Origin of the sequence: Streptomyces sp. NBC_00582, from assembly GCF_036345155.1 — a bacterium.
Classification (GTDB): Bacteria; Actinomycetota; Actinomycetes; order Streptomycetales; family Streptomycetaceae; genus Streptomyces.
The window spans coordinates 8,002,343-8,029,116 of record NZ_CP107772.1; the positions used below are offsets into that span (position 1 = coordinate 8,002,343).

The following is a 26,774-nucleotide window of genomic DNA, read 5'->3' on the forward strand; positions in this document are numbered from 1 at the left end:
TCACCAACTGCAACACCACGCAGGAGATGACCGAGGAGATCGTGCGAGGTGCCCGGGCCGCGGCAGGCCCGGGCACCGCCGTGCTCGGCCTCACCCCCGCCTGGGGGCCCGAGTCGGCGGAGGGCTGGCTGGACAGCTACCTCTCGGCGGCGGCCGTCATCGACACCCTGCGCACCTACGACGGCCCGTCCTACGACGCCGTCGTCATGGCCGGCTTCGGTGAGCACGGCCGCGAAGGCGTCCGGGAACTGGTGGACGTGCCCGTCGTCGACATCACCGAGGCCGCCGCCCACCTCGCCTGCCTCCTCGGCCGCCGCTACGGCGTCGTCACCACCCTGGAGCGCTCCTGCGGCCAGATCGAGGACAGCCTGGAACTCGCCGGAGTCGGCCGCAACTGCGCCGCCGTCGTCGGCACCGGCCTCGGTGTCCTCGACCTCGGCGACGAGGAACGCACCGAGGCGGCGTTCCTCACGGCCGCCGAGAGCGCGCGGGACGCGGGAGCCGAGGTCCTGGTCCTCGGATGCGCCGGAATGACGGGCCTGCAGACGAAGCTGTCCGAGAAACTGGGCGTGCCCGTCGTGGACGGGGTGGGGGCCGCCGTGAAGCTGGCGGAGTCACTGGTGGGCCTGGGCCTGACGACCAGCCGCGCGGGGGCCTTCGCGCGGCCGGTGCCGAAGAGACGGGTGTGGGGCAGGCCCTGATTCCGCCGAGGGCGCACGGCAGGCGACAACCGTTCGACATCGGCCGCGCCGCCCCGCCACCCTGGCCACCCGGAGCCGCACCCCAGCCTGGAGACCGATGTCCGTGCCCGCCCTGAGCGACGCCGCCTTCCTCGACGCCACCGCCGACCGTCTCGCAGCCCTCCCCGGGGTTCGGGCCGTGGCGCTCGGTGGTTCCCGGGCCCAGGGAACGCACCGGCCCGGCAGCGACTGGGACCTCGCCGTCCACTACCGGGGGCCGTTCGACCCGGACGACCTGCGGGCCGTCGGCTGGGAGGGCGAGGTCTCCGAGATCGGCGGGTGGGGCGGCGGGGTGTTCAACGGGGGCGCCTGGCTCACCGTCGACGGGCGGCGCGTCGACGTGCACTACCGGGACCTCGACGTCGTGGAGCACCAGTGCGCCGAGGCCGAGCGGGGGCGCTTCCGGGTGGAGCCGCTGCTGTTCCATCTCGCGGGGATACCCACCTGTCTCCTCCTCGCCGAGCTGGCCGTCAACCGGGTCCTGCGCGGTGAGCTGCGGCAACCCCCCGCCTACCCCGCACCGCTCCGCCGTACCGCGCCCGACCGCTGGTACGGCACCGCCCGCGCCACCCTCGGCTACGCCCGGGCCCACCACGCCCCCGCCGGCCGGCGGACCGAGACCGCCGGAGCGCTCGCCGTCGCGGCCGCACAGACGGCGCACGCGGTGCTCGCGGCCCGCGGGGAGTGGGTGACGAACGAGAAACGGCTGCTGGAAAGGGCCGGGCTGCGGCAGGCCGACCAACTCCTCCGCCTTCTCGGCACCGCGGAATCCGACGCGCTGGTGAGCGTGGTGGAGCGGGCCTCGGACCTCTTCGAGGAATGCGTACGGGCCGCCTTGAAGCACGTCCCCGAATAATCGTTGGAAGGGGCGAGTTGCCGTTGCTACGGTCTTTCCGTGGCGAAACTCAATCAGATCATCGCAGTCGAGAAGGGCATCAAGTCCAAGGCTCACCAGGACCTGACCGCGGCACACCACGGGCTGCAGAAGCCCGCGTTGCTGGCCGGTATCTCGCGTACCTACCAGCCCAAGGACGAGGAGGGCGAGCAACTGCCGCCCGAGTCGACGCGCGTACAGGTGCAGGCCGAGGACGTGCTGCGGGAGACCGCGGCCACGCTGACCCGGCTGTTCGACGTGACCGCCACGAAGGACTGGGCCAACTGCACCGCCCGCGCCGATGTGAAGGTCGACGGCCGGGTCCTCGTCGCCGACGTGCCCGTGTCCTACCTGCTCTTCCTGGAGAAGCAGCTCGTCGACCTCCACACCTTCGTACGGAAGCTGCCGGTCCTCGACGCCTCCGAGTCCTGGGTGCGGGACCCCTCCACCGACGCCTGGAAGACCGAGCCGGTGCGGACCCTGCGCACCAGGAAGGTGCCCCGCAACCATGTGAAGGCGGAGGCCACCGAGAAGCACCCGGCGCAGGTCGAGGTGTACTACGAGGACGTGCCGGTCGGTTACTGGACGACCGTGAAGTTCTCCGGAGCCCTTCCCGCCCGCCGGATCAACGAAATCCTGACCCGGGTCGAGAAACTGCAGCAGGCCGTGAAATTCGCCCGCGAAGAGGCGAACGGCGTCGACGTCGTCGACCAGCGCGTCGGTGACGCGTTTTTCGGTTACCTCTTCGAGTAACCGTTTCGAAACTCCCCGGCCTTTCGCGGCCGGGGTGCGCGAGGAGCGCAAAGCTGAAGCTGAAGCCTGTCGTGACGATCACCAATGATCGGTGATCACTGAATCTCAGACTCTCGCTCCAGACTCAGCATTCGCCGCCGATCGCCGGATCGACCGGGCCCAGGGCCCCGGACGTCGAAGTGCTGGTTCAAGTCCAGCCCGCGCAGCTCGATGCGCGGTGGTCCAAAGGCAGGACGCGACGACATCAGACTCACCTGGGTCCTCAAGCGTGCCGGCGTGCCACATGGGCGGCCTCACCAGGGGCCGGGGGCAGGCTACGCCTCCGGTCCCGCTCCCGTTTCCGGCATTGCGTTCATAAAGAAAGCGGGATCCGGCGCAGACGTCACCTCGCCGAAACGCCGCAGCGCCACGATCCCCGCGACCACCCCCTACCGTGGACACCACAGCTCACCGCTGACCGCCCCGGCCGCCGTCGCCCGAAGGCACACCCGCCCTCGCCACGACAGGAGCCCCGTGTCCCCGCGTTCCGCCGTTGCCGATCGCACCGTCCTGCCGCCCTGGCTCGCCCACGCCCTGCGGGCCCAGCGCGGACCCGTCCCCTGGAGCGCGGTCACCCGCGGCGCACTCGCGGCCGGACCGCTCCTGCTGGTCGCGGTCCTCACCGACCACGTCTCCCTCGGCGTCGTCGCCGCCATCGCCGCGATGCTCGCCGGGATCAACGACCGCCCCGGCAGCCGACGGGCCGCCGTCAAACGGCTCGGGGTACCCGCGCTCGCGGGCGCGGGCGGGATGCTCGTCGGGACATACGTCGGCGGCCAGGTGGGCGCCGTCGCGCTGACCGCCGTACTGACCGCCCTCGGCCTCCTCGCCGGCGGGATGAGCGCCATCGGGCCCGTCGCCTCGGGAGCCGGGACACAGCTCCTCGTCGCGGCGGCCGTCGGCGCCGGAATGCCCGTGCCCGAAGCCGGATGGATCCGCGCCCTCGCCTTTCTCGCCGGCGCCGGCTGGCTGCTCACCCTGCGCCTCGCACTGCCCACACCCGGCGCGCTGACCGGCGACTTCCGCTTCGACGGCGAGCGCGCCGCGGTCGCCGGGGTCTACGACGCCGTCGCCGACCTCCTCGACGCCGCCGGCACCGAACACGCCACCGCCCGCCGCGCCGCCCTCACCGCCGCCCTCGACCACGCCCAGGACGCCCTCACCGGCCCCCGCCTGCGCCGCTGCGCCGGCTCCGCCGCCGAACGCCGGCTGCACGCCCAGTACGCCGCCGCGCTGCCCCTCGCCGAGGCCGCGACCGCCCTCGCCTGGGCCGGGGACCCCGTCTGCGAACGCGCCACCGAAGGGCCCCGGCGCCTCGCCGTCGCCGTACGCGACCACACGCCCACCGGGCCGCTGCCCGCGCCCTCCCGGTCCGCGCCCGCGCTGCGCGCCCTCGACGACGCGCTGCTGCACGCCGCCGAGACCTTCGACCGGGGCGGCGCGGACGCACTGCACACCCGCAGGCGCCGCGCCCGCGATCTGCTGCGGACCGCGTTCGGGGCGGGCGGCCGTGAGTACGGGCTGCGGGTCGCCCTGTGCTTCGGGGCGAGCGCCGCCATCGCCCAGGCCCTGCACCACTCCCACTGGTACGGGCAGCACACCCACTGGTACTGGCTGCCCGCCACCGCCGTGTTCCTCGTCAAGCCCGACCTCGGTCCGCTGGTGTCCCGGGTGCTGTGCCGGGCCGCCGGGACGGTGCTCGGCGCGCTGCTGTTCGCCGCGTTCGCCGCCGTGCTGCCCCGGCCGGAGGGGCTCGTCGCGCTGGTCGCCGTCTGCGGTGCGCTCATCCCCGTCTCCACCCGGCACTTCGCCGCGCAGACCGCCGTCGTCACCGTCCTCGTGCTGTCCCTCGTGATGGTCGGCGGCGAGCCCCAGGCCTCCGTCAGCCGTATCGCCGAGACCCTGCTGGCCTGCGCGATCGTGCTCGTCGTCGGACATCTGCCGATGCCGGGGGAGCGCGGCGGCCAGGTGCGCGCCCGGCTCGCCACAGCCTCCGCCGCCGCGCACGCCTACCTCACCCATGTCCTCGACGGCCCCGACGACCGCGCCGTCCGCTGGACCCTGCGCCGCGAGGCCTACCGCACGCTCGCCGAGGCCCGTACCGCCAGCGCGCTGGCCGCCCATGAACTGCCCGCCCTCGCCCGGCACTCGGAGGGCACGGACGAGGTCGCCGCCCTCCTCGAACGGCTCGTCGACACCACCACCGCCTGCGCCGTCCACCTCGACGACACCGGCCGGCTCGGGCCCGGGCACCGGGCCCGGCTCGCCGAACTCCTCGGCGAACTCGCCGTGCGGCGGGACCGCGTGGGGCTGACGACTCCGGTGCCGGTGCCGCTCGCGGGCTGAACGGGCGCCGTGGTGGCTGGTGGCGCCCACGCGGCGCAGCCGCCGGCGACACGGTCCCGCGCCCCTCCAGGGCGCTGCCCGTCAGCCGACGCGCACCCACACCGGGGCGTGGTCCGATCCCGCCGCGCTGTGGTGTGCCGCCGGATCCGCCCCCACCGACGGCAGACGGAGTTCCTCCACCGTCCCCGTCCCGGCCTGCGTGACCCGGTGGACCAGGCGGTGGCTCGTCAGGATGTGGTCGATCAGTTCACGGCGGCCGGAGTCGATCCGCGAGTACCGACGGTCGGCGGGGATCAGCGGGGCCACGTCCCACAGCCGGGCCGCGTCGCCCCTGTCGGGCGTCTCGAAGCCCGGCGTACCGATCACGGAACCGGGTGGCCCCAGCAGCATCTGGGTGGTCGCCGCCTGCACCTCGTCGTTGAGATCGCCCAGCACGGCCACATCGCGCGCACGGCCGTCACCGGCCAGCAGCTCGTCGGCGAGTGCCCGCAGCGCCGTCGCCTCCGCGGCCCGCCGGTAGAGGGCGTACGCGCCGTAACGGGCCCGTTCGCCCTCGTCGTGCGGGAAGAAACGATCCCCCGGGTAGGTGAGCAACTTGGATTTCAGATGCGCCACCGCCATCCGCAGCGGCCCGGCCTCCGTCACCGTCTCCACCGCGAGGAACCCCCGCCCCGCCCCCTCCGAGACGGCACCGGAGTCGTCCGCCTGCACCGGCCGCACCCGCGCCGGGAACGCCCGCGTGTCCGCGAGGACCTCCAGGGGCGTACGGCTGACCACTCCGACCCGGATGCCCCGGCCGTCGGGGAGGGCGGAGAGCGCCGTGTGCCAGGTGCCGCCCACCGTCTCCAGCAGATCCGCCAGCGCCTCGGGCTCCCCGACCTCCTGCACGCCGAGCACCCCCGGGTCGAGCGCCGTCACGACGTCGGCCAGCGCGGCGAGCTTCGCCTCGTACGCCGCCTTGTCCTTCGGGCCGAACGGTCCGCCGGGCCGGTACAGGTTCTCCAGGTTCCAGGTGGCGAGGAGCATGCCGGGCTCCCTCCAGGAGGTGTCGTGGCGCCAGGGTGCCCGCCCGCCGCGTACGGCGACAGCTTCGCGACACGAAGCGGGCCACGCCTCACGCGACCGCACGACACCGCCGTACGTCGACACGACGACGCCCGCTCCGACACCCGCCCCCCACGCGGAAAACCCCCGGCCATCCACGCGGTGTACGACCGCGGCCTCGACGGGCCCGGCGCCACCCCCGGCTCCTCGACCTCACCGCCCTGGAGCCGCTCGCGGAGCGGCCCGTCCGCCATCACGACGCGTACGACGTCTGACACGCGCGGTGCCTGAGTTGTCCGGAACGTGACCGGATCCTCACGGTCCGCGCCGAACCCGTGTCAACTACGTCTCAGTAACGCAACTGAGCGAGCTTCCAGGCCCCCGGAGAGCGTTAACTCCTACAAGTACGACGCTTTCTGGAGGTGCGAGATGGTGAACGGGCGAACCGTGCTCGAGCGCTTTCCCGCAGGCGGGCCGCGCGGATCGTGGCCCGCGGAGGAGTTCGCCCACGCGCGGCGCATGGAGGGGCTGGCCGCCGAGGTCGTCATGGACCTCGCGACCGACACCTTCCTGGTGATCGTGCGGGCCGACGCCGCCGAGTGATCCTCAGCCGACGCTCGACGTGGGCGCCGTCGGCTTGAACTGCTCCGCCTGGAGGGCGTACAGCTCCGCGTAGACGCCGCCGCAGGCCAGCAGCTCGTCCGGGGTCCCGGACTCCACCAGCCGGCCCTGGTCGAGGACGTGCACCAGGTCCGCGTGGCGCACCGACGCCAGCCGGTGGGTGATCAGGACGACCGTCTGACCGCTGCCCGCCAGCGCCCGGATCTTGTCGAACACCTCCAGCTCGGCCCGGGCGTCCAGGGCCGCCGTCGGCTCGTCCACGATCAGGATGCGGCCGCGCCGGTACGCGGCCCGCGCGATGCCGAGGCGCTGCCACTGGCCGCCGGACAGCTCGTGCCCGCCGCTGAAGTTCCGGGCCAGCAGGGTGTCCAGACCGCGCGGCAGATCCGCGACCACGTCCTCGGCGCCCGCCTCCGCGACCGCGCCCGCCAGCCGCTCCTCCGTCATCGCCGCGGACGAGCGCCCCACGGCCACGTTCACCCGCGCGGTGAACGGCCAGCGCTTGAAATCCTGCGCCACCATCGCGATCCGCTCGGCGAGCTGGTGCCGGTCCGCGTCCGCCGCGTCCACGCCGTCCCACAGGATCCGCCCCCGGTCCGGCCGGTACAGCCCGGCCAGCAGCTTCACCAGGGTCGTCTTGCCCGAGCCGTTCTCCCCGACCAGCGCGACGATCCGGCCGAGCGGGAGGGAGAGCGTGACGTCGTCGAGGGCGGGGCGCGCCGACTCGCCGGGATAGCCGAACGTGACGTTCTCGAAGCGGATCTCCCGCGGGTCCTCCGGCAGGGCCACCCCGCCCTCCGGGATCGCCCGCTCGGCCGCCTCGACGTACAGCCGCTGCAGATCCCCCACGAACAGGGCCTCCTCGTGGAGCTGGTTGACCTCCAGGACGAGCGTGTTCAGGCTCGCCGAGCCGCTGCGGATCGCGATCACCGCGGTGCCCGCGACCGCCAGCGCCATCGTCCCGGTGAGCAGCAGCCCGCCCAGCGTGGCGTACGTCGCCACCGTCGCCAGCCCCGTCCAGATCGCCGCGATCAGCCCGGTACGGGCGGCGAGCCGGGCCAGCCGGGCCTGCTCCGCCTCCGCCGTCTCCGACATCGCCCGGAAGTGCCGCAGCAGGAACGGGCCGACCCCGTGCACCCGGATCTCGGGCGCCGCCTCCGGCTCGGTCAGCAGAGCGGCGATGAGATGACCCGCGCGCGCGTGCTGCACCCAGGTGTGGAACGACTCGTAGCGGCGCCGCGCGTTCGTCAGGGCGCTCCAGGCGCTCGGCAGCGTCATCGTGATCAGCAGCGGCAGCAGCAGCGGATGCAGCACCGTCAGCACCCCGGCCGCCGCCACCAGCGAGATCATCGCGTTCACCACGCGCGTGCCGTACATGATCATCCGCCGTGCGGACGAGGCGCCGTACTGCGCCGTGTCCAGCAGCTTGTGGAAGGCGTGGTCCTCGATCGCGGCCAGCTCCACCGCCGCCGCCCGCTCCAGATACAGCTCGGTCGCCACCCGCTCCACCTTGGGCTCCAGCCGCCCGGTGGCGTATGTCGACGCGGCCCGCAGCAGCGCTCCCACGAGGAGTACGGCGGCCATGACGACCAGGGCGGGGAGGGAACCGTGCAGCCGGTCCTCCATCGGGCCGCCGCCGATCAGCCGGGTGAGCACCGAGTTCACCGCGAGCAGCCCCACCGCCTGGGCCACGCCCCGGCCTGCCTCGGCGGCCAGCACGGTGCGGGCGGCCCGCGGGTCGGCCTGCCGGGCCAGCTTCAGGCTGACCGCCAGCAGGGAGGGGAGCCGGGTCACCATCGCGCGGAAACTCAGCTCCAGGAAGGCGTCCCGGTGCTGGTTCCAGCCCATGTCGTAGCGGAGCGGGCCGCCGAAGAGCAGCCGCTCCGACTCGGACACCTCGCGCTCGTCGGGACCCTTCGGTTTGTGCGCCTCTCCCGCCTGCCCCACGTTTGCCGCCTCCCGCGATCGTCGACGAACGGCCACTATCCCGGCAGGCGACGGGGCAGGACAGGGCGCGGGACGCGGAAGAGGGATGCGCGGGGGCGTACGCCGGAGGCCGGACGACCGCGCTGCGCGGGGCCGGCGGGGCGGCCGGCGGTACGTGGTGGCCGACTACGCGCTGATCGGCCGGGACCAGGTGGGTGTCGTGCCCGTGAGGCGGCACAGCGCCAGATAGAGGGGGATCGGCGGGGTGTACGGAAGCGTGCCGTCCGGTCGGTGGATGAGGTCCGGGGCCGGCAGGGACTCCGGGACGATCGCGCCCGGTGCGTAGCGGGCGGGGGCGGGCCACTCCAGGGCGTAGTCGGAGTCCGAGGGGACGAGCCACCACCAGTGACCCTCGTCGGCGAACACACAGCCCACCCGGGGCAGCCGGGGCATGAGCAACGGGCCGATGCCGGCCGGTACGGCCACGGCGTCGCAGCCCAGCGGGGCGGTCATGCCGTCCGGCACGGTGAGCCGGCGGGGAGGCTGCGGGACGGGGCCGAGGTCGCGCCGCAGTCGGACGAGCGTGTCGAGGGAGCGCACCGGCCTCCGGCCGGGCGCGCCGCTCATGCCCTCCCCCGCTCTCGGCTTCTCTCGAGCGCGGGAAGCCCCGAACCGCCCCCGGAACCGGGGAACGGCCGAGGGACGGAGACCTCGCCGACGGGGGCGGGGGAGTGGGCGGTGACCGAATGGACCGGGGGGAGCTGCTCCGCGCCGCGCTCGTCCACGCAGTGGGCGTCGAGGGCACGATGATCCGGCGTGCGGTGATCGGCGGTGCGAAGGTCGGCCGGGCGGTGGTCCGCGGTGCGGTGGTCCGCGGTGCGAAGGTCGGCCGGGCGGTGGTCCGCGGTGCGAAGGTCGGCCGTGCGGTGATCCACCGGGCGGTGGTCCGGCTTGCGGTGGTCCGCGGGGCGGTGGTCCGTCGGGCAGTGGTCCGCGGGGCGGTGGTCCGTCGCGCGGTGGTCCGTCGGGCGGTGGTCCGCGGGGCGGTGGTCCGTCGGGCGGTGATCGGCCGTGCGGTGGTCCGTCGGGCGGTGGTCCGTGAGGCGGTGATCGGCCGTGCGGTGGGTCAGCGGGCTGTGGCTCACCCAGGTGTGGCCGGCCGGGGCGTGCGCGAAGGGGCTCTGGTCCAGAGCGTGATGGCTCGGGCCGTGGTGGTCCAGGACGCAGAGGTCGGACACCCGCTGCTCCGGAGCACGCCGGTCGGGGGCGAACGGGTTGGCGGCGCGCTGTTCGGGGATGCGGTGGTCCGCGCCGTAGGGACCGGCCGTGCGCTGCTCCGGGCCGAGGTGCTGCTTGGGCTCCGGGCCGAGGTGGTCCTTGGGATCCGGACTGACGTGGCCCTTGGCCGGGGGTGTGACCGGCGTCCGGCCGAGGGGCTTCGGCGCGCCGAGCGGCGTTCTGCGTATCAGCTCGGCCGCGTACGCCTCCGCCGCACCGGGCGAGGGCGCCGGACGGGGCACCCGGGCGCCGCCCATCGGCGCGCGATCGCGGTGGGACTGCTCCACGGCCTCGTCCTCGTCCCCGGAGCCCTCGGCCGGGCCGGGCTTGGGACGGGCGCCCCAGCCGAGATCGTCGCGCGGCTCGCCGTGCTCCCGCGCCTCCCCTCCGCCCGGGCGCGGCACGGCCTGCTCCTGCTCCGGCCTCCGCTCCCGCGCTTCCTCCGCGCTCGCGTCGGCACCGGGCTCGGCGGCCTCGGCCGGCTCGTCCGCGCCGCGCGGGAGGTCCGCCCAGACCAGCAGGCCGGAGCCGTGCTCCTGGGCGCCCCAGGCGTGACAGAGGGCCTCGACGAGGAGCAACCCCCTCCCGTGCTCCTCCTCGGGACGCTGCGGGGAGGGATGCGGATCGTCGGGAGCGCAGCCCTGGTCGCGAACGGCTATGCGCAGCACGTCGTCGCCGTCGAGCAGCTCGCACACGACGACATCGCTGGCCGTGTGCACGATCGCGTTGGTGACCAGCTCGGATATGACGAGAGCCGCGGTGTCGCAGGTGTCCTCGCACACCGACCAGCCGGTCAGCCGGGCCCGTGCCAGACGTCTGGCCTGGGCGGGCGAACCCGGATGGGCGGCCAGTTCGAATCGGAACCGGCGCTCGGCAGCGGCCTGTTCGGGGCCTGCTCCCGGGGCGGCACCGAGACCCTGGGGGCGGCCTGCGGCGGCGTCTGTTCCTAAGGGCGCGGACGGAATCACGCTTGCCACTATCGCCGTGCCGTGAACACTTGGCAAGTGTCACTCTGAAAAATGCAGAGTGCTGTGTGACGCGGTGGAGCGCCGTGGCACACTGCTCGCAACAGCATGTTGAGCGGCGCCAGTTGGGATCACCGGAGATCCGCGTACGTGGTCGTACAGATCTTCGAATAGGTCTTCGAATGGCGCCGTAAGGCTGTCAGGATTCGTTCCGTCACCGGCCGGCCGGGGCTGCTCAGCGCGGCCAGGGCACCGGTCGGCCGGGGCTCTTCGTGGAGGTGGAGCGTGAGCGAACCGCGGTCCGCGCCGACCGTCGGACAGGTCGTCCTCGGCCGGCGCCTGCTGGACCTGCGGGAGCGCGCGGGGCTCAAGCGCGAGGAGGCGGCCAAGATCCTCCGGGTCGCCCCCGCCACCGTCCGCCGCATGGAGATGGCCGAGGTCAGCCTCAAGATCCCCTACCTCCAACTCCTGCTGAAGGCCTACGGCGTCACCGACGAGGAGGCCGAGGGGTTCGTCCAACTGGCCGAGGATGCCAACAGGCCCGGCTGGTGGCAACGGTTCCACGACGTCCTCCCCGGCTGGTTCTCGATGCACGTCAGCCTGGAGGGCGCGGCCGCCCTGATCCGCCAGTACGAACCGCACTTCGTGCCCGGTCTGCTGCAGACCGAGGACTACGCGCGCGGGGTCCTGAGGTCCGGCGCCATCGGACAGACCCGGCCGGAGGACATCCAGCGTCTGGTCGACCTGCGCATGCAACGCCAGGAACTGCTCACTCGTGAGGACGCGCCCCGGCTGTGGGTCGTGATGGACGAGACGGTGCTGCGCCGCCCGGTGGGCGGTCCGGAGGTGATGCGCGCGCAGATCGACAAACTGCTCGAGGCGGCGAAGCTGCCCAACGTGACGCTGCAGGTGGCCCCGTTCGCGAACGGGCCGCACCCCGGCACCTACGGGCCCTTCGTGCTCTTCCGATTCGCCATGCCGGAGCTTCCGGACATGGTCTACAGCGAGTACCTGACCGGCGCCGTCTATCTCGACGCGCGCACCGAGGTGGCGACCCACCTCGAGGTCATGGACCGCATGGCGGCGCAGGCCGCTACTGCACATCGCACGAAGGAGATCCTCAGGGATTTCCGCAAGGAGCTGTGAATGGATCGCATCAAGCCGCGCAAACGGGTCTACAACGGCATGCCCGCGCGGGACTTGGGCAGCGAGGGCTGGCACAAGCCCTGGAGCGGCGGCAACGGAGGCAACTGCCTGGAGGCGATGAAACTCGCCGACGGCCGGATAGCCGTCCGTCAGTCCACCGACCCGGACGGGCCGGCGCTGATCTACACGACCGACGAGATGACGGCCTTCATCGAAGGGGCCAAGGCGGGGGATGCCGACTTCCTGCTTTCCTGACCTGGGTACTTGTCGTTTCTCACCCTTCTCGTTTCTGTCGTTCGACTTCCTTGATTTGGCACTGACTTGATTATTCGTTGCGTCTTACGGAGCGTCTCATGACCGGGCAGGACCCGACCCCCGCCGTCGAGATCGACACCGGCAAGCCCCATCCCGCGCGGATGTACGACTGGTACCTCGGAGGCAAGGACAACTACCCCGTCGACGAGGCCATGGGCCGCCAGATGCTCGCGCTCGACCCGCGCGTGCCGGTGATGGCACGAGTCAACCGTGCCTTCATGCACCGCGCCACACGCTGGCTGGCCGGGAACGGCATACGCCAGTTCCTGGACATCGGCACGGGCATCCCCACCGAGCCCAATCTCCACCAGGTCGCCCAGGAGATCGCCCCGGACGCCCGCGTGGTCTACTGCGACAACGACCCGATCGTGCTCGCCCACGCGGCGGCGCTGCTGCGCAGCACACCCGCAGGCGTCACGGAGTACCTGCAGGCGGACGTCCGTGATCCGGCCACCATCCTCGAGGGGGCCGGCAAGGTCCTGGACCTCGGCCGGCCGGTGGCCCTGTCGCTGGTCGCGCTGCTGCACTTCATCTCCGACGAGGACGGCGCGCACGAACTCGTCGACCGGCTGCTCGCCGAGCTCCCCTCGGGCAGCTACCTGATGATGACCCACGCCACCGCCGACTTCACCCCGGAGGAGTCCGCGGCGGCCACGGAGAAGCTGAAGGCGGCGGGCGTCACGCTGGCTCTGCGCTCCCGCGAGGAGTTCGGCCGCTTCTTCGACGGCCTCGAGCTGGTCGACCCGGGCGTGGCGGTCGTACCCGACTGGCACCCCGAGCTCGGCGAGCCGGTCCCGGGGCAGGACGACGGGGTCATCCCGGGCTACGGGGCGGTGGCCCGCAAGCCGTGACCCGGACCGGTCAGAACCAGGTCATCATGCGCCGTGGGGCGTCCACCAGACGGCTCACGGCGACGATCGCCAGCGGCGGCTGCTCCGCCTCCCGGCGTTCGAGATGCAGCCCGTAGTAGATCTGTTCGATCGACGGCGGTCCGACCGCGAGATTGCGCCGGACCGCCGCCGCGGGTGACTCCTGCCCCGTCTCCACGAGGTAGGCCGCGGCCATCGTGCCCGTACGGCCCACTCCGGCCCCGCAGTGCACGAACACCTTCCCGGGCGCCTGCGCGACGGCCGTCAGGAACCGCCGCACCTGCTCGGGCCTCGGCGTCTGCCCGTCACGGATGGGCAGCCGCACGACGGTCAGCCCGGCATTCCGCGGTTCCGCGAGCCGGGACGCGCTCAGGTCCTCGGCGCGCAGGTCGACGACCGTGGTGAAACCCAGGCCCGCCAGCGCGCGATAGCCGGCCGGGGACGGCGCCGCGCCCCGCCACAGCCTGCCCTTGGCGTCCACCGGCTGGAAGTGGTGGATGCCCTGTACGGCATGGGTCCCCGCCGGTGCCGGCGTCTCCTCCCGCACCCAGTACGACGCCGCCGCGACGCCGCCCGCACCGACCGCCCACAGGGCGAGGTAACCGATGACGACGGCGATCAGGACGCGCAGCACACGCCGGGTGACGGGGCGCTTGCGCAGGGCGGGGTGAGGAGCGGGAGGGGGTGGGGGAGCGGTGAGGACAGCCATGTGCGACCGGGGGGACTAGGGGACGTGGGCGCTCTGGCATGGTAGCCCCGTACACCCTTGTCCGTCTTGTCCGTGTACGCATGCATATATGGACCGTATGTCCGTCCGGCAGGCGCAACGGACGGCTCAGTCCGTCTCGGTCGTCTCAGTCCGTCTCGGTCGTCTCAGTCGTCGTCCGCGTCCGCGTCGCCGATGCCGACGACCGTGAGGTGGGCACGCTCCAGCGTGGCGTCCTCCAGGCAACCGGTCAGCCGCAACCGGTCGTGCTCGGTCAGCGCGGGCCGTACCGTCCCGGCGTACAGGCCGCCGCCGAGGTCCCCGAGCGTCGCGTGACGCAGCGGCACGGACGTGGAGTCCCGGCAGCGCTGCCAGACCTGCTGGGCGGCCAGCGACCGGCGGGCCGCCGTCCTGTCCCCACCCCGCATGTCGACCCGGACGATCACGGAGGTCGCCTCGTTCCGGTTCTCCTTCTCCTCCCGCGTCTGCGTGAGCTGCGCGATCCCCACGACCAGTCCGGCGAGCAGGGCGGCGCAGAGGACGTAGACCCCGGCCACGCGCACGCGACGGCCACGGGTGGGCGGGGCGCCGCCCGGGAGGGGGAGGTCGTCCGGGTCGTCCGGGTCGTCCGGGTCGTACGGGTCGTCCGGGTCGTACGGGTCGTACGGGTCGTACGGGTCGTACGGGCCCGGGGTGTACGGGTCATGCCGGGCGTACGGGTCGTACGGGCTGCTGGGGTTGTCGGGGCCCGCCGGATCGGGCGCCGTGAGGACGGCCAGCCGACCGGCCAGTCGGCGCTCCGCCGGTCGAGAGGTGGCGGACGCGATCCGCTGGACCAGCCAGGCCAGCCCGGACAGCAGGACACCGGTGACCATGAGAACCGGTACGAAGACGTACCTACGGTCGGCGGGGTCCTCCAGCCATCGGAACCGCGTCCCGTCCCGCTCGGCGGCGGGCTGCCGGAGCCGGGCCAGCACGTCCTCCTGCCGCGCGTCCGCCTCGCGCCGGCGCCGTTCGGTGGCGCGCAGCCGCTCCTCGATACGGGCCAGCCGCCCCAGCAGGACGACGCCGAACAGCATGACCTCCACGACCAGCAGCAGCACTCCGCAGATCAGGGCCCGCTGCCACTGCCACCAGTACAGATAGAGCACGAGATAGGTGCCCGCACCGGCGGCGGCCAGCCCGGCGAAGACGAACGCGACCCTCCTCACGGCCCGTCCTCCACCAGCCGTACGTCACCCGTGGTCCCGTCGACCGTGAGCCGGGAACCGGGCGGGAAGCGGCGTACGGCGTCGCCGGCCCCGACGACCGAGGGCAGCCCGAACTCCCGGGCCAGGACCGCCAGATGCGACAAGGGGCTGCCCGTCTCGGCGACCAGGGCGGCGAGACCCGGCAGCAGCGGGGCCAGCGCGGGATCCAGGCTGCGTACGACGAGCACCGGGTCGTCGGGCCGGACGCCCGTCCCGTCCCAGACGGTCCCCACGGCACGTCCCCCGGACACGCCCCGCCCGCCGGCGTCCTCGCCGGCACGCCGCTCGGCGACCACGACCCCGCCCGCCGCCGGCCGGAACGCGTCCGGCAGCGGGGGAGAGGCGGCACGCGGCACGCGCGCGTGGAGATCGTCGGGCAGCGGCCCGCCGTCGAGCGCCGCGCCGAGCTCCCGCCAGCGCAGCAGCGCCACGTCCCGCACCGCGACCCCCACCCGCCGCGCCGCCTCCCGCACAAGCCGGACCTGCAGCTCCTGCACCCAACGGATCCGAAGCCGCAGCGCCTCGCGGGCCGGGAGAACGGGGATCCCGCCGGGGAGGGGGAGCGGTGGGGGCGCGGCCCTCGCGGGCAGGGACTGCCCGGGCTCGCCCAGACGCGCCGCGCGTGTCCGTGACGGCCGTTCCCGGTCTTCGAGGCTCGGGGCCGTGAGAGCCAGGATCACCGGGTGCGCGGCGACCGCGGCGTCGTCGCGGACGCCCCGCGCGCGGGCGGCGGCCAGGGCGGTCAGCGCCGCGCCGGCCGCGGTGCGGCTTGCGCCGGACTCCCGTAGGAGGGCCCCCGCGAGGGCCTCCTGGGCGTGCAGCGACACCAGGGCCCGGCGGGTCCACCGCAGCTCGGCGGCGAGCCCGGGAGCGGGCAGCACCGAGGGCGCGGGGATCCGGACCAGCCGGCGGTCGACATCCGCGACCAGGTCCCCGGCCAGACCCGGCAGCGCCCCGGCCAGCCGGCCGACCCGCCAGGCCGCCGCGAGCCGGCGCGCGCCCGGCGCCGGATTGAGCAGCACCAGCCACCGGTGCGCGGGCGGGACCACACCCAGCAGCCGCAGATCCGCGGCCGCGCGCCCCCCGACCGTGGTGACCACCGGTACGGTCCGCAACAGCCGACGCGGTGCGCTGCCCGTGATGTCGAGGGCGGCGGCGAGCCCGCGGGCCATGGGCGTCACCCACAGATCCTCCTCCAGCGGCGCCAACTGCTCCGGCAGGGTCTCGGCGACCGGCCCCGGCCCGAGCAGCCGGGCCCCGCGCGGCGGCCGTACCGCCATCGCCGTGATGGGGCGGCTCTGGAACAGCCACAGCCGCCCCTCCGCGTCGAAACCGAACTCGATGTCCTGCGGCCCGCCGAAGACCTTCCGCGCCCGCCGCGCGAGCCGCGCCAACCGGACCAGCTCCCCGCGCGTGAGCAGCCGCTCCGCCGCGTCGGGCTCGGTGCGCAGCAGCCGTCCGCGCCCGCCCAGCCAGTAGTGGGTACCGGACTGCGCGCCGCCGACCAGGCTGTCCGGGCCGCCCCGCACCACGCTCACCAGCATCCGGTCGGCACGCCCCCCGACCGGGTCGGCACCGAACAGGACCCCGCCCACGCGCGCGGTGAGCATCGGCTGCACCAGCACCGCCATGGGCGCCGTGGCCCCGTCGGACCGGTGCGCGGAGTCGAGCACGGCCGTCACGGCCGTACGGAAAGCGGGCCATCCCCGCACGTCGAGCACCGAGGCGAACCGGCCCGCCAGCGAGGAGTCCTCGGTGTCCTCCCGCGGCGACGAGGACCGCACGACGAGCGGGCGGCTGCCACCGTCGGACAGCTCGTCCCAGGCGCGCCACAGGGCGACCGGATGCCCTCCCGCATTCTGCGGGATCACGAACCCGGGGAGTACGGGCAGTCCGGCGCGGGCCGCACGGGCGAGGTTCGCGGCCTTGGACCCCACCACGCGGGGGAGAGCGGCGCCGGGATCCTCCAGGGGGACGGTGGCCGGGCCATGGGCTCCCACCGGGCCGGGGGCGACCCCGCTCCGGGAGCCTTCCCCGCCGTGGGCACCGTCTCCGTGACGTTCGTCGAGCGTCGTCATCGACACCCTCCAGGACCGACCGCCAACAGGGGGGACGCGCGGGATGGGCCCTGCGCCTGACGGCGGAACGAAGGATGGGGTGGACCACTGCCGCTCCGGCCGGACACCGGCCCGGATCCGGGCACGACGGCAGCACACCTCCTGTTCCGATGATCCCACCGCTGGTCCGATCCCCGCAGCCCGTAAGCCACTTTTCGGACACCAGGGCGGAGGGTGCGGGGCCCCCGCGCAGGGGCCCGCGCACCCCGCCCGGCGGTCCGTCCGTGGACGGCGTGCGAAGCCCCCTCCTCGGGCCCGAGACGCCCCGCGACGCCTCACCCGCCGCCCAGCGCCACGTCGCACCCCCGGCGGCGGCAGAACCTCGCACAGGGCCTCCAACGCCACCCCGTACGTATGCTCCGAGGGCGCCGCACACCCGACGACCAGCCCTCCCCACCGAGGCCGTCGCCCCCGACGCCGCACGGACCCGGCTCCGGGCGGCCCCTGGCAACGGGCAAGGCACTCCGGGCGGCCCCTGGCAACGGGCAAGGCGCTCCGGGCGGCCCCTGGCAACGGGCAAGGCGCTCCGGGCGGCCCCTGGCAACGGGCAAGGCGCTCCGGGCGGCCCCTGGCAACGGGCAAGGCGCTCCGGGCGGCCCCTGGCAACGGACAAGGCGGCGGGCACGGACGAACGGGAGTGACCCGTGCGGCGCTGCCGTTAGACGCTCATGGGCCGGTCGTACGGCGATATCGGCGCCGGCAGCCGTGAACCGCCCGACAGCAGACGGTCCACCGCCGCCGCCACCGCGCGCCCCTCCGCGATCGCCCACACGATCAACGACTGCCCGCGCGCCGCGTCCCCGGCGGCGAACACACCGGGGACGTTCGTCGCGAAGTCACCGTCCCGCGCGATCGTGCCGCGCGGATCCAGCGCCAGCCCCAACTGGTCCACCAGCCCGTCCTCCCGGTCCGGCCCGGAGAAACCGAGCGCCAGCAGCACCAGATCCACCGGCAGCACCCGCCCACTGCCCGCCACCGGCCGACGCCGCGCATCGACCTCGACCAGATGCAACGACCGCACCCGCCCGCCCTCGTCGCCGGTGAAACGGAGCGTGGAGGCCGCGAACAGGCGCGCGTCCGCATCGGCCGCCGGCGCGCTCCGAAGATCACGCGCCTCCTCGTGCGCGGCCGACAACCGGTAGATCTTCGGATACGTCGGCCAGGGGTCCACGTCCTCGTCGCGCTCCACACCGGGCTGGGCGTAGATGTCGAGCTGCGTCACCGAGGCCGCACCCTCGCGGACCGCCGTCCCCAGACAGTCCGCCCCGGTGTCCCCACCGCCCACGATCACCACGTGCTTGCCCGCGGCGGACATCGGCGAGACCTCCAGATCGCCCTCGCACACCCGGTTCGCCAACGGCAGATACTCCATCGCCTGATGTATCCCGGCCAACTCCCGCCCCGGTACCGGAAGTTCCCGCCAGGCCGTCGCCCCGGTGGCGATCACCACCGCGTCGTAACGCGCCCGCAGCTCCGACGCCCCCACGTCCCGGCCCACCGCCGTCCCCGTACGGAACCGGGTCCCCTCGGCGATCATCTGCTCGACCCGCCGGTCCAGATGATGCTTCTCCATCTTGAACGCGGGGATGCCGTACCGCATCAGACCACCGATCCGGTCGTCCTTCTCGTACACGGCGACCGTGTGCCCGGCCCGCGTGAGCTGCTGCGCCGCGGCCAGCCCGGTCGGACCGGAACCGATCACCGCCACCGTCTTCCCCGAGAGCCGGTCCGGCGGGCTCGGCGGCGCGAACCCCTCGGCCCAGGCCCGGTCGGCGATCGCCACCTCCACGTTCTTGATGGTCACGGCGGGCTGGTTGATGGCGAGGACGCATCCCGCCTCGCACGGCGCCGGACACAACCGCCCGGTGAACTCGGGGAAGTTGTTCGTCGCGTGCAAGCGGTCGCTCGCCGCCCGCCAGTCCTCCCGCGACACCAGGTCGTTCCACTCGGGGATCAGATTGCCGAGCGGACACGCGTCATGACAGAAGGGGACGCCGCAGTCCATACAGCGGTCCGCCTGCTTGCTGACGATGGGCAGAAGCGCCCCGGGGACGTACACCTCGTCCCAGTCCCGGACCCGCTCCTCGACCGGCCGACGGGGCCAGTCCTGGCGGGGGGTGGTCATGAATCCCTTGGGATCGGCCATGGGCGTCTTCCTTGCGTACGCGTGGAACAGGCCGAGCGTCATCGGGCGGCACTCTTTCGGCCACGATACGTCCCGTACGTCACCCGCGCAGAGAGGCAGACGCCTGCTCTTTTCAGAGCAGAGCCACCGCGTACACGAGCGCCGCCGCCATCGAGGCGACCGCCCGCACATGGTTCCAGCGTGTCCACCCGCGCACATACACCGACCAGTACGCAGCGGCCTCCGGCCCTCCCGGCTCCAGCTTCCGCAGCGTCTCGTTGCGCGGCACGTTCGCCGTCACGGTCACCCCGAAGGCACCGACCAGGTACAGCGCGCTGCCCAGCAGCAGCGGCAGCGTCCCCTCGTCCGGCCACAGCAGGAACGTCACCAGGGCGATCCCCGCGCACAGCCCCGCCGAGCCCAGGAACAACACCATGAACACCGGCGTCATCGCCGACGCGTTGATCGCGTTCATCGCGGCCACGCCCTGCGCCGCCGGCAGCTTCGCGAGCCCCCGCATCACCAGCACCGAGAACCCGCAGAACACCCCCGCCATCACTCCCGTCGTGACGGCGCCGAGCAGCGCGAGCATCGGATACGGTCCATCGGTCACTGTCACCGTCAACTCCCCGTGTCGTCCGAGATCCTGCCCGCCCAGACTCCGTCACCTCAAGTGAAATGCCGTACATGATCCGTGACCGCGGGCGGGGGAGCCGATGTCTGCGGGGGAGCCGATGTCTGCGGGGGAGCCGATGTCTGCGGGGGAGCCGATGTCTCCGGGGGGGCCTCCCCCCTCCCCCTCCCCCTCCCACCCTCCCCGCCCTCCCGCCACTCCCGCAGCCGTCCCTCCACCCGCGCGGAGATCCGCCGTCTCGCCTCGTTGCGGGGCACACCGCTCATCAGCAGCTCGTCGTACGGCGTGTCCACATGCCGTACGGACGCCGCGACCGCCGAGACCACCGCGCCCTCGGACAACGCCCGCCCGGCGGCGCTACGGCCCACCCGCCCGCTGCCGCGCACCGAGGCGTGGGCCGCGATCTCCCTGGCCCGCTCCACCGGGCAGCCGGGCAGCAGACGCAGGATCTCCGCGGCGAACGTCTCCGCGAACCGCTCGTCCTCGACGGCCCGCCGCCGCGCGTCCCGCAGCCGGCGCCTACGCCGTGCCTCGGCGTCGGCGAGACACCGCTGCTCGGCCCGCGCGAGTCCCGCCTCCTCGACGAGGACGCCCTGCCGCTCGTAACGCCCCCTGCGCCGGTTGAACCGCACCACGACCGCCGACAGCCCGCTCTCCTCCCGTGATCTGCGGGTCAGCGCGGTGTCGCCGCGCGGCAGGAACACCAGATGCCCGAGGTCCGCGCAGTCCAGGCAGCGGCCCCCGCTCTCCTCCGGCACCAGCATCGGCTGGGGCCCCCTGCGGCATCCCGCACAGTACTTCCGCCGAAGCGGCTGCACGACGAGAAGATCGGCGCGGGGCGCGGGAGTTGCGAGTGCTGCCATGCAGGCCCTATTCCCGCTGGTGGGTGCGGTAGCACGTGTCCGTCGCGTCCGTTCCCGCCCGCGGGGCGCGAACCGCTGCCGGGTGGCGACTCCGACGCGTTCCGACCGCGGGCTGACGCATCATGGGCCGTGTGCGACTCGAAGCGATCACCTGGGAACGGCTCGGCGACCTCCTCGTGGAGCGGCTGCTCGACCTGAAGCCGACGGACGGCAGCCCCTGGCCCCGCATCGCCTTCGACGGTGCACCGGCGGCCCGCCCCGGAGACCTCGCCGAACGCGTCGCGGAGGCCCTGCGGATACGCGGCCGCGCCTCCCGTGTCGTGGACGCGCACGGCTTCCTGCGCTCCGCGTCCCTGCGCCTGGAGTACGGCCGTCATGACGTCGAGGCCTACTACAACGGCTGGTTCGACACCGGCACCCTATGGCGCGAGGTGTTCGGCCCCCTCGAACCCGGCGGCGACGGGCGGATCCTGCCCGACTTCTGGGACCCGGCCACGGACCGGGCCACCCGCAGCCCGTACGTCCACCTTCCGCCGGGCGGTTTCCTGTTGCTCCACGGCCCCCTCCTGTTGCGGCACTGGTTCCCCTTCGACCTCACCGTCCATGTCCAGCTCTCCCCGGCGGCCCTGCGCCGGCGCACACCCGAGCCGGACCGGTGGACGCTGCCCGCCTTCGACACCTACGCCGAGGAGACCGACCCGGCCACCACGGCCGACGTCCTCGTCCGCGCGGACGATCCCCGCCACCCCGCGTGGGGCGGGTGACACCTCCATCGAGCTCCGCGGCACCCCCGAGATCCTCCCGGAGCCCGGCGGACGGCTCCCCGGTGAGATGCGGGCGCCCGCGGACACCGTGAGAATGGAGGGGCGCCGGGACCAGCGGTGCCCCCGCGCCGCGCCGGCCGTCCGGCATCGGGAGGTACCCATGACCACAGCCTCAGACATCATGCACCGGGGCGCCCGCTGGATCCCCGCCCATGAAACCCTCGACCGCGCCGCGCAGTTGATGCGCGAGCTCAACGTCGGAGCCCTGCCCATCGGTGACGACAACGACCGGCTCTGCGGCATCCTCACCGACCGCGACATCGTCGTCGGCTGTGTGGCCATGGGTCGCGACCCGGCCAGGGTCACCGCCGGAGAGATGGCCCAGGGCACCCCGCGCTGGATCGACGCGAACGCCGATGTCGGCGACGTGCTCGGCGAGATGCGCGACCACCAGATCCGCCGGCTGCCCGTCATCGAGAACAAGCGGCTGGTCGGCATGATCAGCGAGGCCGACCTCGCCCGGCATCTGAGCGAGGGCCAGATCGCCTCCTTCGCCGAGAGCGTCTACGCCAGGACCGGTCCCGCCCCGCACTGACACCCGCTCCGCACCGGCACCCGCCCCGGGTGCGGAGCCGGGTGCCGTCAGAGCCAGCCGTTGCGCCGGAAGCCGCGGTACAGCACCAGACAGGCCACGGATATCAGCCCGATGACCAGCGGATAGCCGAACCTCCAGTGCAGCTCCGGCATGTGGTCGAAGTTCATGCCGTACACCCCGCAGACCATGGTCGGCACCGCGATCACCGCCGCCCAGGCCGTGATCTTCCGCATGTCCTCGTTCTGCGCGACCGTGACCTGCGCCAGATGCGCCTGCAGGATCGAGTTCAGCAGTTCGTCGAACGCGGCGATCTGCTCCGTGGCCCGCAGCAGATGGTCGGACACGTCCCGGAAGTACGCCTGTATCTCCGGCTCGACGACCCGCACCGGCCGGTCCGCGAGATCCAGCAGCGGGCGCTTGAGCGGGACCACCGCCCGCTTCAGCTCCAGCAGCTCACGCTTGAGCTGATAGATCCGCCCCGGATCGGCCCGCGCCCCGTTCTCCGCGAAGACGTCCGCCTCGACCTGGTCGATGTCGGCCTGCACGGCGTCCGTCACGTTCAGGTAGTCGTCGACGACATGGTCTGCGATCGCGTGCAGCACCGCCGACGGTCCCTTGGCGAGCTGCGCCGGATCGGACTCCAGCTCCTCGCGCAGCGGACCCAGCGAACCGTGCCGCCCGTGCCGTACCGTGACCACGAAGTCGCGGCCGACGAACACCATGATCTCGCCGGTGTTCACCACCTCGCTCGTCGCCGTGAGCTCCTCGTGCTCGACGTAGCAGACCGTCTTGAACACCGCGAACAGGGTCTCGCCGTACCGCTCGACCTTGGGCCGCTGATGCGCCTCGACGGCGTCCTCCACGGCCAGCGGATGCAGGTCGAAGAGCTCCGCGATGCCCGCGAACTCGGCGTTCGTCGGCTCGTGCAGCCCCAGCCAGACGAAGCCCTGGCCGCTCTTGCGGACTCGCTCCACCGTGTCGACCAGGTCGTCACGGACGGGGGCCCGCACCCCCTCCTGGTAGGTCACGCAGTTCACCACCGAGGAGCCCAGCGGGGAGCGCGCGGGGTGACTGAGGTCGACCTTGGCATGCCGCCGGGCCAACCGCGCCACCCCGCGCAGGCCGCCGACCCGTCCGAGGCCGGTGACCTTCCGCAGATTCCCTGCCATGGTCATCTGGATCTCCTTGCGTGGCTCTCCTCGCGCCGTACTCCTGCGCCCTGGCCGGCCAGTCTGCCAGGCTCGCGCATGCCGTGGGTAAGCCTGTGGAAAGGGGCGGTTCCGCTTTGTTCCCGCCTGTGGACAACGGGACCGGCGGCCACGACTGGGACGGATTCCCGCCCGCTCCGGCCCGACGATCGCCCCGTACCGTCCACATGCCCGCACGGTGTGAAGACCCGCCGCGTCGTCCGCCTCCCGCAAGCGGGACAACTGGGATGATCAGCACATGACGCGAACCGACGGGTACCTTCTCGACAACCAGCAGACCGAGGCGGCGGAACGCTTCGACGCCTTCGCCACCCTCTTCGACCCCACGACGTTCCGCCATCTTGAGGGGCTGGGCGTCGGACCCGGCTGGCGCTGCTGGGAGGTCGGGGCCGGCGGGACCTCGGTGGTGACCTGGCTGGCGAAGAAGGTCGGCCCCACCGGCAAGGTCGTCGCGACCGACATCGACACCTCACGGCTGGCCTCGGCCGCCCGCCCGCCGGTCGAGGTACGCGTCCACGACGTCGGCGCCGAGGAACCCCCGGCCGAGGGCTTCGACCTGGTGCACGCCCGGCTCGTCCTGGTCCACGTCCCGGACCGGGAACGGGCGTTGCGCTCGATGGTGAAGGCCCTGCGCCCCGGCGGACGCATCCTGGTCGAGGACGGCGACCCCGCCCTGCAGCCCCTGCTCTGCCCGGACGAGCACGGGCCCGCACAGCAGCTCGCGAACCGACTCCGCCACGGCTTCCGCACGCTGCTCGCCGACCGGGGCGCCGACCTCTCCTACGGCCGCAAGCTCCCGCGGCTGCTCCGCGAGGCCGGGCTGCAGCGCGTCGAGGCCGACGGCTACTTCCCGGTCACCTCATCGGCCTGCGCGGCCCTGGAGTCGGCGACCGTCCGCCAGATCCGTGAGCGACTCGTGGCCGGCGGACTCGCGACCGACGAGGAGATCGACCGCCACCTGGCCAACGTCGCCTCCGGCACCATGGACCTGGCCACGGCACCGATGATCTCGGCGTGGGGGCGGAAGGGGTAGGGACGGCACACCCCCGTGGCGGCCTCAGCCGACCCTGTGCGTCCCGTTCGTGGGCGTCGGAGTCGCACCTTCCCCGGGCGTGGGTGGCCGGGCGCCCACTCGTTCCACCGCCCGCGCTCCCGCCCGGCACCCCTCGGCCGCCGCGGCCGCGGGCTTCGCGCCCCGCAGCAGCGACGTGAGGAATGCGCCCGTGAAGGCGTCGCCGGCGCCCGTGGTGTCCCGGGGCGCCGCCGGGACGGCCGGGACGGCGGCGAGGACCGCGCCGTCGCGTGCGACCAGCGCCCCGCCCGCCCCCTGCTTGGCCACCACGAGCGGAACACGACGACTCAGTTCGGCCGCCGCCCGCGCCCCGTCCGGCAGCCCGGTCAGCAGACACGACTCGTCCCGGCTGGGCAGCAGGACGTCCACCCCCTCGACGAGGGCGAGGAAACGGTCGACGCCCAGCTCCATCAGGAAGCCCGCCGACGCCGGGTCGAGGCTCGTCGGCACCCCACGCGCGCGTGCCGCCACCAACGCCGTGCGCACCAGCGCCCGCCCGGACGCGGAGAACAGCAGATAGCCCGACAGGTGCAGACGGCCCACGCCGTCCAGCAAGGCGTCCGACCAGTCGTCCGGTCCCAGCCGCAGCGCGGCGCCGCTGTCGGTAAGGAACGTCCGCTCGGCCGCGGCCTGTGCGTCGACCAGACAGATCACCGTCGCGGTCGGCGCCTGCGGATCGACGACGAGCCGGGGCCGTACCCCGCAGGCGGCCAGCTCCCGTTCGTGCCAGGCCGCCGCGTCGGCGCCCACCCGGCCGAGCAGCCGTACGTCCGTACACCCCCAGTGCGCGGCCCAGCACGCCACGTTGGCGCCCGCGCCGCCCGGCAGGGTCCGGATCGCGGCGGCCGTGTCCGTGCCCGACGCCAGCGCTCCCCGATGCAGGGCGACGACGTCCGTCACCACGTCGCCGACGACCAGCAGCGCCCCGCCCGACGGGAGCCCGCCCGCGCCGCGTGCGCGGGCCGGTCCGCCCGGGTGTCCGGTCACACCTCGGCCCAGGCCGCCGCGATCCGCGCCGCCAGCCGTACGTTGCCGCGCACCGCCGCCAGATTGGCGCTCAGGGACGCACCGTCGGTGTGCCGGACGAGATGGTCGAGGAGGAAGGGGGTGACCCCCTGGCCGGTGACGCCCGCCTCCTCGCACGCGTGCAGCGCGTCGGCGAGCACACGCGCGTGTACCTCGGGATCCAGTTGCTCCTCCTCGGGCACCGGGTTGGCGACGATCAGCGCCGACTCCGGGCCGCCGAGGGTGTCCTGAGCCCGCATCACCTCGGCCACCTGCGCGGGTGTCTCCAGCGTCCAGTCCACCGGATGCCCCGAGTCGGACAGATAGAAGCCCGGGAAGCGGTCCGTGCCGTAACCGGCGATGGCCACGCCCAGGGTCTCCAGGCGCTGCAGGGTCGCCGGCACGTCCAGGATCGACTTCACGCCCGCGCACACCACCGTGATCCGGGTGCGCGCCAGGAGCCCCAGGTCGGCCGACTCGTCCTGGGTCACCGTCCACTCCCGGTGCACCCCGCCCAGCCCGCCCGTCGCGAACACCCGCACACCCGCCAGCGCCGCCAGCAACGCCGTCGCGGACACCGTGGTCGCCCCGCTCGCCCCGGACGCCACCGCGAGCGGCAGATCACGGTGGCCCAGCTTGCGTATGCCGTCCTCGTTGGCGACCCGCTCCAGCTGTTCCTTGTCGAGTCCGACATGGGGCCGCCCGTCCAGCACGGCGATCGTCGCCGGAACGGCGCCCTCCGCCCGCACGACCGACTCCAGCTCCCGCGCCACCTGGAGGTTGCGCGGGCGGGGCAGCCCGTGGGCGATGATCGTGGACTCCAGAGCCACCACGGGGCGACGCGCGTCGACCGCCTCCCGCACCTCTTCCGACACCACCAGCACCATGCGCCTGTCTCCTGTCCTCGGGTCCTCCCTCATCTCTGGCGGGCGGCGCACCCGGCCAAACCCCGGAGGCCTCAGAACAGCGGCTCGGGCAGGACCCCTTCCAGCGCGAGCAGCTTCCGCTTGGTCTCCAGACCGCCCCCGAACCCGCCGATGCCGCCGTCGCTCTCGACGACCCGGTGACAGGGCACGACGACCGGCAGCGGGTTGGCGCCCATCGCCGTCCCCACCGCCTGCGCCGCGCCCGGCTGCCCGACCCGGCCGGCCAGATCTCCGTAGCCGACGACCGCGCCGTACGGCACCCCGGAGGCGAGCTCGCGCAGCACCTGGCGGTTGAAGCCCGAGATCAGCGACCAGTCCAGGGGCAGCTCGAAATCGCGCCGCTCCCCCGCGAAGTAGGCGTCGACCTGGCGTATCGCCTCGGCCAGCAGCGGGGAACCGGGCGCTTCGACGGGCTCCGTGCCCAGCCGGTCCGCGAGCCGGCCGAGGGCCCGGTCCCGGACCGTCTCGGTGGCGTGGAACACGACGTTGACCAGCCCCTCGCGGGTCGCGGCCAGCAGCAGCGGACCGATGTCGGTGCCGACGACGGCCCACACGACCTGCTGCCCGTTCTCCCCATCGCTGTTCATGCGACC

24 protein-coding genes and 1 pseudogene are annotated in these 26,774 nt (G+C 73.6%); 11 read left to right on the top strand and 14 right to left on the bottom strand.

What is annotated here, in order from left to right:
• Window positions 1-26: 26 nt before the first annotated feature.
• From OG852_RS36165 to OG852_RS36180, 4 genes are all read left to right on the top strand, one after another.
• Window positions 27-701 carry an aspartate/glutamate racemase family protein gene (locus tag OG852_RS36165; RefSeq protein WP_133910462.1) on the top strand — a complete coding sequence of 225 codons (675 nt, stop codon included), beginning with the start codon at window positions 27-29 and terminating at the stop codon, window positions 699-701.
• 97 nt (window positions 702-798) lie between these two features.
• The gene (locus tag OG852_RS36170) at window positions 799-1,596 is read left to right on the top strand and encodes a nucleotidyltransferase family protein (RefSeq protein WP_133910195.1); all 798 of its coding nucleotides are present in this window, start codon (window positions 799-801) and stop codon (window positions 1,594-1,596) included.
• A gap of 39 nt (window positions 1,597-1,635) precedes the next feature.
• A complete protein-coding gene (locus tag OG852_RS36175; protein WP_133910196.1) occupies window positions 1,636-2,367 on the top strand; it encodes a DUF7873 family protein in 732 nt (243 codons plus the stop codon).
• A 513-nt stretch (window positions 2,368-2,880) separates the two neighbouring features.
• A complete protein-coding gene (locus OG852_RS36180) occupies window positions 2,881-4,752 on the top strand; it encodes an FUSC family protein (protein ID WP_330350126.1) in 1,872 nt (623 codons plus the stop codon).
• A gap of 81 nt (window positions 4,753-4,833) precedes the next feature.
• On the opposite strand, the gene OG852_RS36185 is transcribed toward OG852_RS36180, so the two are convergent.
• A complete protein-coding gene (locus OG852_RS36185) occupies window positions 4,834-5,778 on the bottom strand; it encodes an endonuclease/exonuclease/phosphatase family protein (RefSeq protein WP_133910197.1) in 945 nt (314 codons plus the stop codon).
• Window positions 5,779-6,225: 447 nt separating this feature from the next.
• Here OG852_RS36185 and OG852_RS36190 point away from each other — a divergent pair, with 447 nt between their 5' ends.
• The gene (locus OG852_RS36190) at window positions 6,226-6,399 is read left to right on the top strand and encodes a hypothetical protein (protein ID WP_166663398.1); all 174 of its coding nucleotides are present in this window, start codon (window positions 6,226-6,228) and stop codon (window positions 6,397-6,399) included.
• Between the two features lie 3 nt (window positions 6,400-6,402).
• Here OG852_RS36190 and OG852_RS36195 read toward each other — a convergent pair whose 3' ends face one another.
• The 3 genes and pseudogenes from OG852_RS36195 to OG852_RS51060 all read right to left on the bottom strand — a co-directional run.
• Window positions 6,403-8,265 (bottom strand): ABC transporter ATP-binding protein, encoded by a 1,863-nt coding sequence (locus tag OG852_RS36195; RefSeq protein WP_330351556.1) that lies wholly within the window; start codon window positions 8,263-8,265, stop codon window positions 6,403-6,405.
• Between the two features lie 264 nt (window positions 8,266-8,529).
• Window positions 8,530-8,970: a hypothetical protein gene (locus OG852_RS36200; protein WP_133910198.1), complete on the bottom strand. Its 441-nt coding sequence runs from the start codon at window positions 8,968-8,970 to the stop codon at window positions 8,530-8,532.
• A gap of 941 nt (window positions 8,971-9,911) precedes the next feature.
• Window positions 9,912-10,625: pseudogene (locus tag OG852_RS51060) on the bottom strand (ATP-binding protein); the annotation flags it as partial.
• 246 nt (window positions 10,626-10,871) lie between these two features.
• On the opposite strand from OG852_RS51060, the gene OG852_RS36210 reads away from it, so the two are divergent.
• The 3 genes from OG852_RS36210 (at window position 10,872) to OG852_RS36220 (ending at window position 12,898) form a co-directional block, all read left to right on the top strand.
• Entirely contained in the window at window positions 10,872-11,732 is an 861-nt protein-coding gene (locus OG852_RS36210; protein ID WP_133910199.1) for a helix-turn-helix domain-containing protein, read from the top strand.
• A complete protein-coding gene (locus OG852_RS36215; protein WP_055638138.1) occupies window positions 11,733-11,987 on the top strand; it encodes a DUF397 domain-containing protein in 255 nt (84 codons plus the stop codon).
• Window positions 11,988-12,085: 98 nt separating this feature from the next.
• Entirely contained in the window at window positions 12,086-12,898 is an 813-nt protein-coding gene (locus OG852_RS36220; RefSeq protein WP_330350128.1) for an SAM-dependent methyltransferase, read from the top strand.
• Window positions 12,899-12,908: 10 nt separating this feature from the next.
• Here the strand turns inward: OG852_RS36220 and OG852_RS36225 are convergent, their stop codons facing one another.
• The 6 genes from OG852_RS36225 to OG852_RS36250 form a co-directional block, all read right to left on the bottom strand.
• Complete coding sequence (locus OG852_RS36225) at window positions 12,909-13,625, bottom strand: protein-tyrosine phosphatase family protein (protein WP_133910201.1); 717 nt, start codon at window positions 13,623-13,625, stop codon at window positions 12,909-12,911.
• Between the two features lie 164 nt (window positions 13,626-13,789).
• Window positions 13,790-14,833 carry a hypothetical protein gene (locus OG852_RS36230; protein ID WP_330350129.1) on the bottom strand — a complete coding sequence of 348 codons (1,044 nt, stop codon included), beginning with the start codon at window positions 14,831-14,833 and terminating at the stop codon, window positions 13,790-13,792.
• Entirely contained in the window at window positions 14,830-16,950 is a 2,121-nt protein-coding gene (locus tag OG852_RS36235) for a PEP/pyruvate-binding domain-containing protein (protein ID WP_330350130.1), read from the bottom strand. Before OG852_RS36235 ends, OG852_RS36230 begins: the two co-directional genes overlap by 4 nt.
• A gap of 697 nt (window positions 16,951-17,647) precedes the next feature.
• On the bottom strand, window positions 17,648-19,135 hold the full coding sequence (locus OG852_RS36240; protein WP_330350131.1) for a glutamate synthase subunit beta: 1,488 nt from the start codon (window positions 19,133-19,135) through the stop codon (window positions 17,648-17,650).
• A 112-nt stretch (window positions 19,136-19,247) separates the two neighbouring features.
• Window positions 19,248-19,727, bottom strand: a complete 480-nt coding sequence (locus tag OG852_RS36245) for an anthrone oxygenase family protein (RefSeq protein WP_330351557.1) — start codon at window positions 19,725-19,727, stop codon at window positions 19,248-19,250.
• Between the two features lie 56 nt (window positions 19,728-19,783).
• Complete coding sequence (locus OG852_RS36250) at window positions 19,784-20,611, bottom strand: DUF2293 domain-containing protein (RefSeq protein WP_330350132.1); 828 nt, start codon at window positions 20,609-20,611, stop codon at window positions 19,784-19,786.
• Window positions 20,612-20,733: 122 nt separating this feature from the next.
• On the opposite strand from OG852_RS36250, the gene OG852_RS36255 reads away from it, so the two are divergent.
• Both OG852_RS36255 and OG852_RS36260 read left to right on the top strand, forming a co-directional pair.
• The gene (locus OG852_RS36255) at window positions 20,734-21,375 is read left to right on the top strand and encodes a uridine kinase (RefSeq protein WP_330350133.1); all 642 of its coding nucleotides are present in this window, start codon (window positions 20,734-20,736) and stop codon (window positions 21,373-21,375) included.
• A gap of 160 nt (window positions 21,376-21,535) precedes the next feature.
• Window positions 21,536-21,970, top strand: a complete 435-nt coding sequence (locus tag OG852_RS36260; protein WP_133910206.1) for a CBS domain-containing protein — start codon at window positions 21,536-21,538, stop codon at window positions 21,968-21,970.
• 47 nt (window positions 21,971-22,017) lie between these two features.
• On the opposite strand, the gene OG852_RS36265 is transcribed toward OG852_RS36260, so the two are convergent.
• Window positions 22,018-23,145 carry a magnesium and cobalt transport protein CorA gene (locus OG852_RS36265; protein WP_330350134.1) on the bottom strand — a complete coding sequence of 376 codons (1,128 nt, stop codon included), beginning with the start codon at window positions 23,143-23,145 and terminating at the stop codon, window positions 22,018-22,020.
• Window positions 23,146-23,416: 271 nt separating this feature from the next.
• Here OG852_RS36265 and OG852_RS36270 point away from each other — a divergent pair, with 271 nt between their 5' ends.
• The gene (locus OG852_RS36270; protein WP_330350135.1) at window positions 23,417-24,211 is read left to right on the top strand and encodes a methyltransferase; all 795 of its coding nucleotides are present in this window, start codon (window positions 23,417-23,419) and stop codon (window positions 24,209-24,211) included.
• A gap of 24 nt (window positions 24,212-24,235) precedes the next feature.
• On the opposite strand, the gene OG852_RS36275 is transcribed toward OG852_RS36270, so the two are convergent.
• The 3 genes from OG852_RS36275 to OG852_RS36285 form a co-directional block, all read right to left on the bottom strand.
• Window positions 24,236-25,237: a carbohydrate kinase family protein gene (locus OG852_RS36275; RefSeq protein ID WP_330350136.1), complete on the bottom strand. Its 1,002-nt coding sequence runs from the start codon at window positions 25,235-25,237 to the stop codon at window positions 24,236-24,238.
• The gene (locus OG852_RS36280; RefSeq protein ID WP_133910210.1) at window positions 25,234-26,142 is read right to left on the bottom strand and encodes a pseudouridine-5'-phosphate glycosidase; all 909 of its coding nucleotides are present in this window, start codon (window positions 26,140-26,142) and stop codon (window positions 25,234-25,236) included. Before OG852_RS36280 ends, OG852_RS36275 begins: the two co-directional genes overlap by 4 nt.
• 71 nt (window positions 26,143-26,213) lie before the next feature.
• Window positions 26,214-26,768, bottom strand: a complete 555-nt coding sequence (locus OG852_RS36285) for a methylated-DNA--[protein]-cysteine S-methyltransferase (protein WP_133910211.1) — start codon at window positions 26,766-26,768, stop codon at window positions 26,214-26,216.
• Between the last annotated feature and the right edge of the window lie 6 nt (window positions 26,769-26,774).

Excerpts from the sequence above, each read along its gene's own strand:
- OG852_RS36170 (WP_133910195.1), top strand. The coding sequence starts at position 799 with ATGTCCGTGCCCGCCCTGAGCGACGCCGCCTTCCTCGACGCCACCGCC.
- OG852_RS36185 (WP_133910197.1), bottom strand. The coding sequence starts at position 5,778 with ATGCTCCTCGCCACCTGGAACCTGGAGAACCTGTACCGGCCCGGCGGA.
- OG852_RS36285 (WP_133910211.1), bottom strand. The coding sequence starts at position 26,768 with ATGAACAGCGATGGGGAGAACGGGCAGCAGGTCGTGTGGGCCGTCGTC.
- OG852_RS36280 (WP_133910210.1), bottom strand. The coding sequence starts at position 26,142 with ATGGTGCTGGTGGTGTCGGAAGAGGTGCGGGAGGCGGTCGACGCGCGT.
- OG852_RS36200 (WP_133910198.1), bottom strand. The coding sequence starts at position 8,970 with ATGAGCGGCGCGCCCGGCCGGAGGCCGGTGCGCTCCCTCGACACGCTC.
- OG852_RS36215 (WP_055638138.1), top strand. The coding sequence starts at position 11,733 with ATGGATCGCATCAAGCCGCGCAAACGGGTCTACAACGGCATGCCCGCG.
- OG852_RS36270 (WP_330350135.1), top strand. The coding sequence starts at position 23,417 with ATGACGCGAACCGACGGGTACCTTCTCGACAACCAGCAGACCGAGGCG.
- OG852_RS36165 (WP_133910462.1), top strand. The coding sequence starts at position 27 with ATGACCGAGGAGATCGTGCGAGGTGCCCGGGCCGCGGCAGGCCCGGGC.
- OG852_RS36190 (WP_166663398.1), top strand. The coding sequence starts at position 6,226 with ATGGTGAACGGGCGAACCGTGCTCGAGCGCTTTCCCGCAGGCGGGCCG.
- OG852_RS36255 (WP_330350133.1), top strand. The coding sequence starts at position 20,734 with ATGGGCCGTGTGCGACTCGAAGCGATCACCTGGGAACGGCTCGGCGAC.
- OG852_RS36220 (WP_330350128.1), top strand. The coding sequence starts at position 12,086 with ATGACCGGGCAGGACCCGACCCCCGCCGTCGAGATCGACACCGGCAAG.
- OG852_RS36225 (WP_133910201.1), bottom strand. The coding sequence starts at position 13,625 with ATGGCTGTCCTCACCGCTCCCCCACCCCCTCCCGCTCCTCACCCCGCC.
- OG852_RS36265 (WP_330350134.1), bottom strand. The coding sequence starts at position 23,145 with ATGACCATGGCAGGGAATCTGCGGAAGGTCACCGGCCTCGGACGGGTC.
- OG852_RS36260 (WP_133910206.1), top strand. The coding sequence starts at position 21,536 with ATGACCACAGCCTCAGACATCATGCACCGGGGCGCCCGCTGGATCCCC.
- OG852_RS36195 (WP_330351556.1), bottom strand. The coding sequence starts at position 8,265 with ATGGGCTGGAACCAGCACCGGGACGCCTTCCTGGAGCTGAGTTTCCGC.
- OG852_RS36240 (WP_330350131.1), bottom strand. The coding sequence starts at position 19,135 with ATGGCCGATCCCAAGGGATTCATGACCACCCCCCGCCAGGACTGGCCC.
- OG852_RS36250 (WP_330350132.1), bottom strand. The coding sequence starts at position 20,611 with ATGGCAGCACTCGCAACTCCCGCGCCCCGCGCCGATCTTCTCGTCGTG.
- OG852_RS36235 (WP_330350130.1), bottom strand. The coding sequence starts at position 16,950 with ATGACGACGCTCGACGAACGTCACGGAGACGGTGCCCACGGCGGGGAA.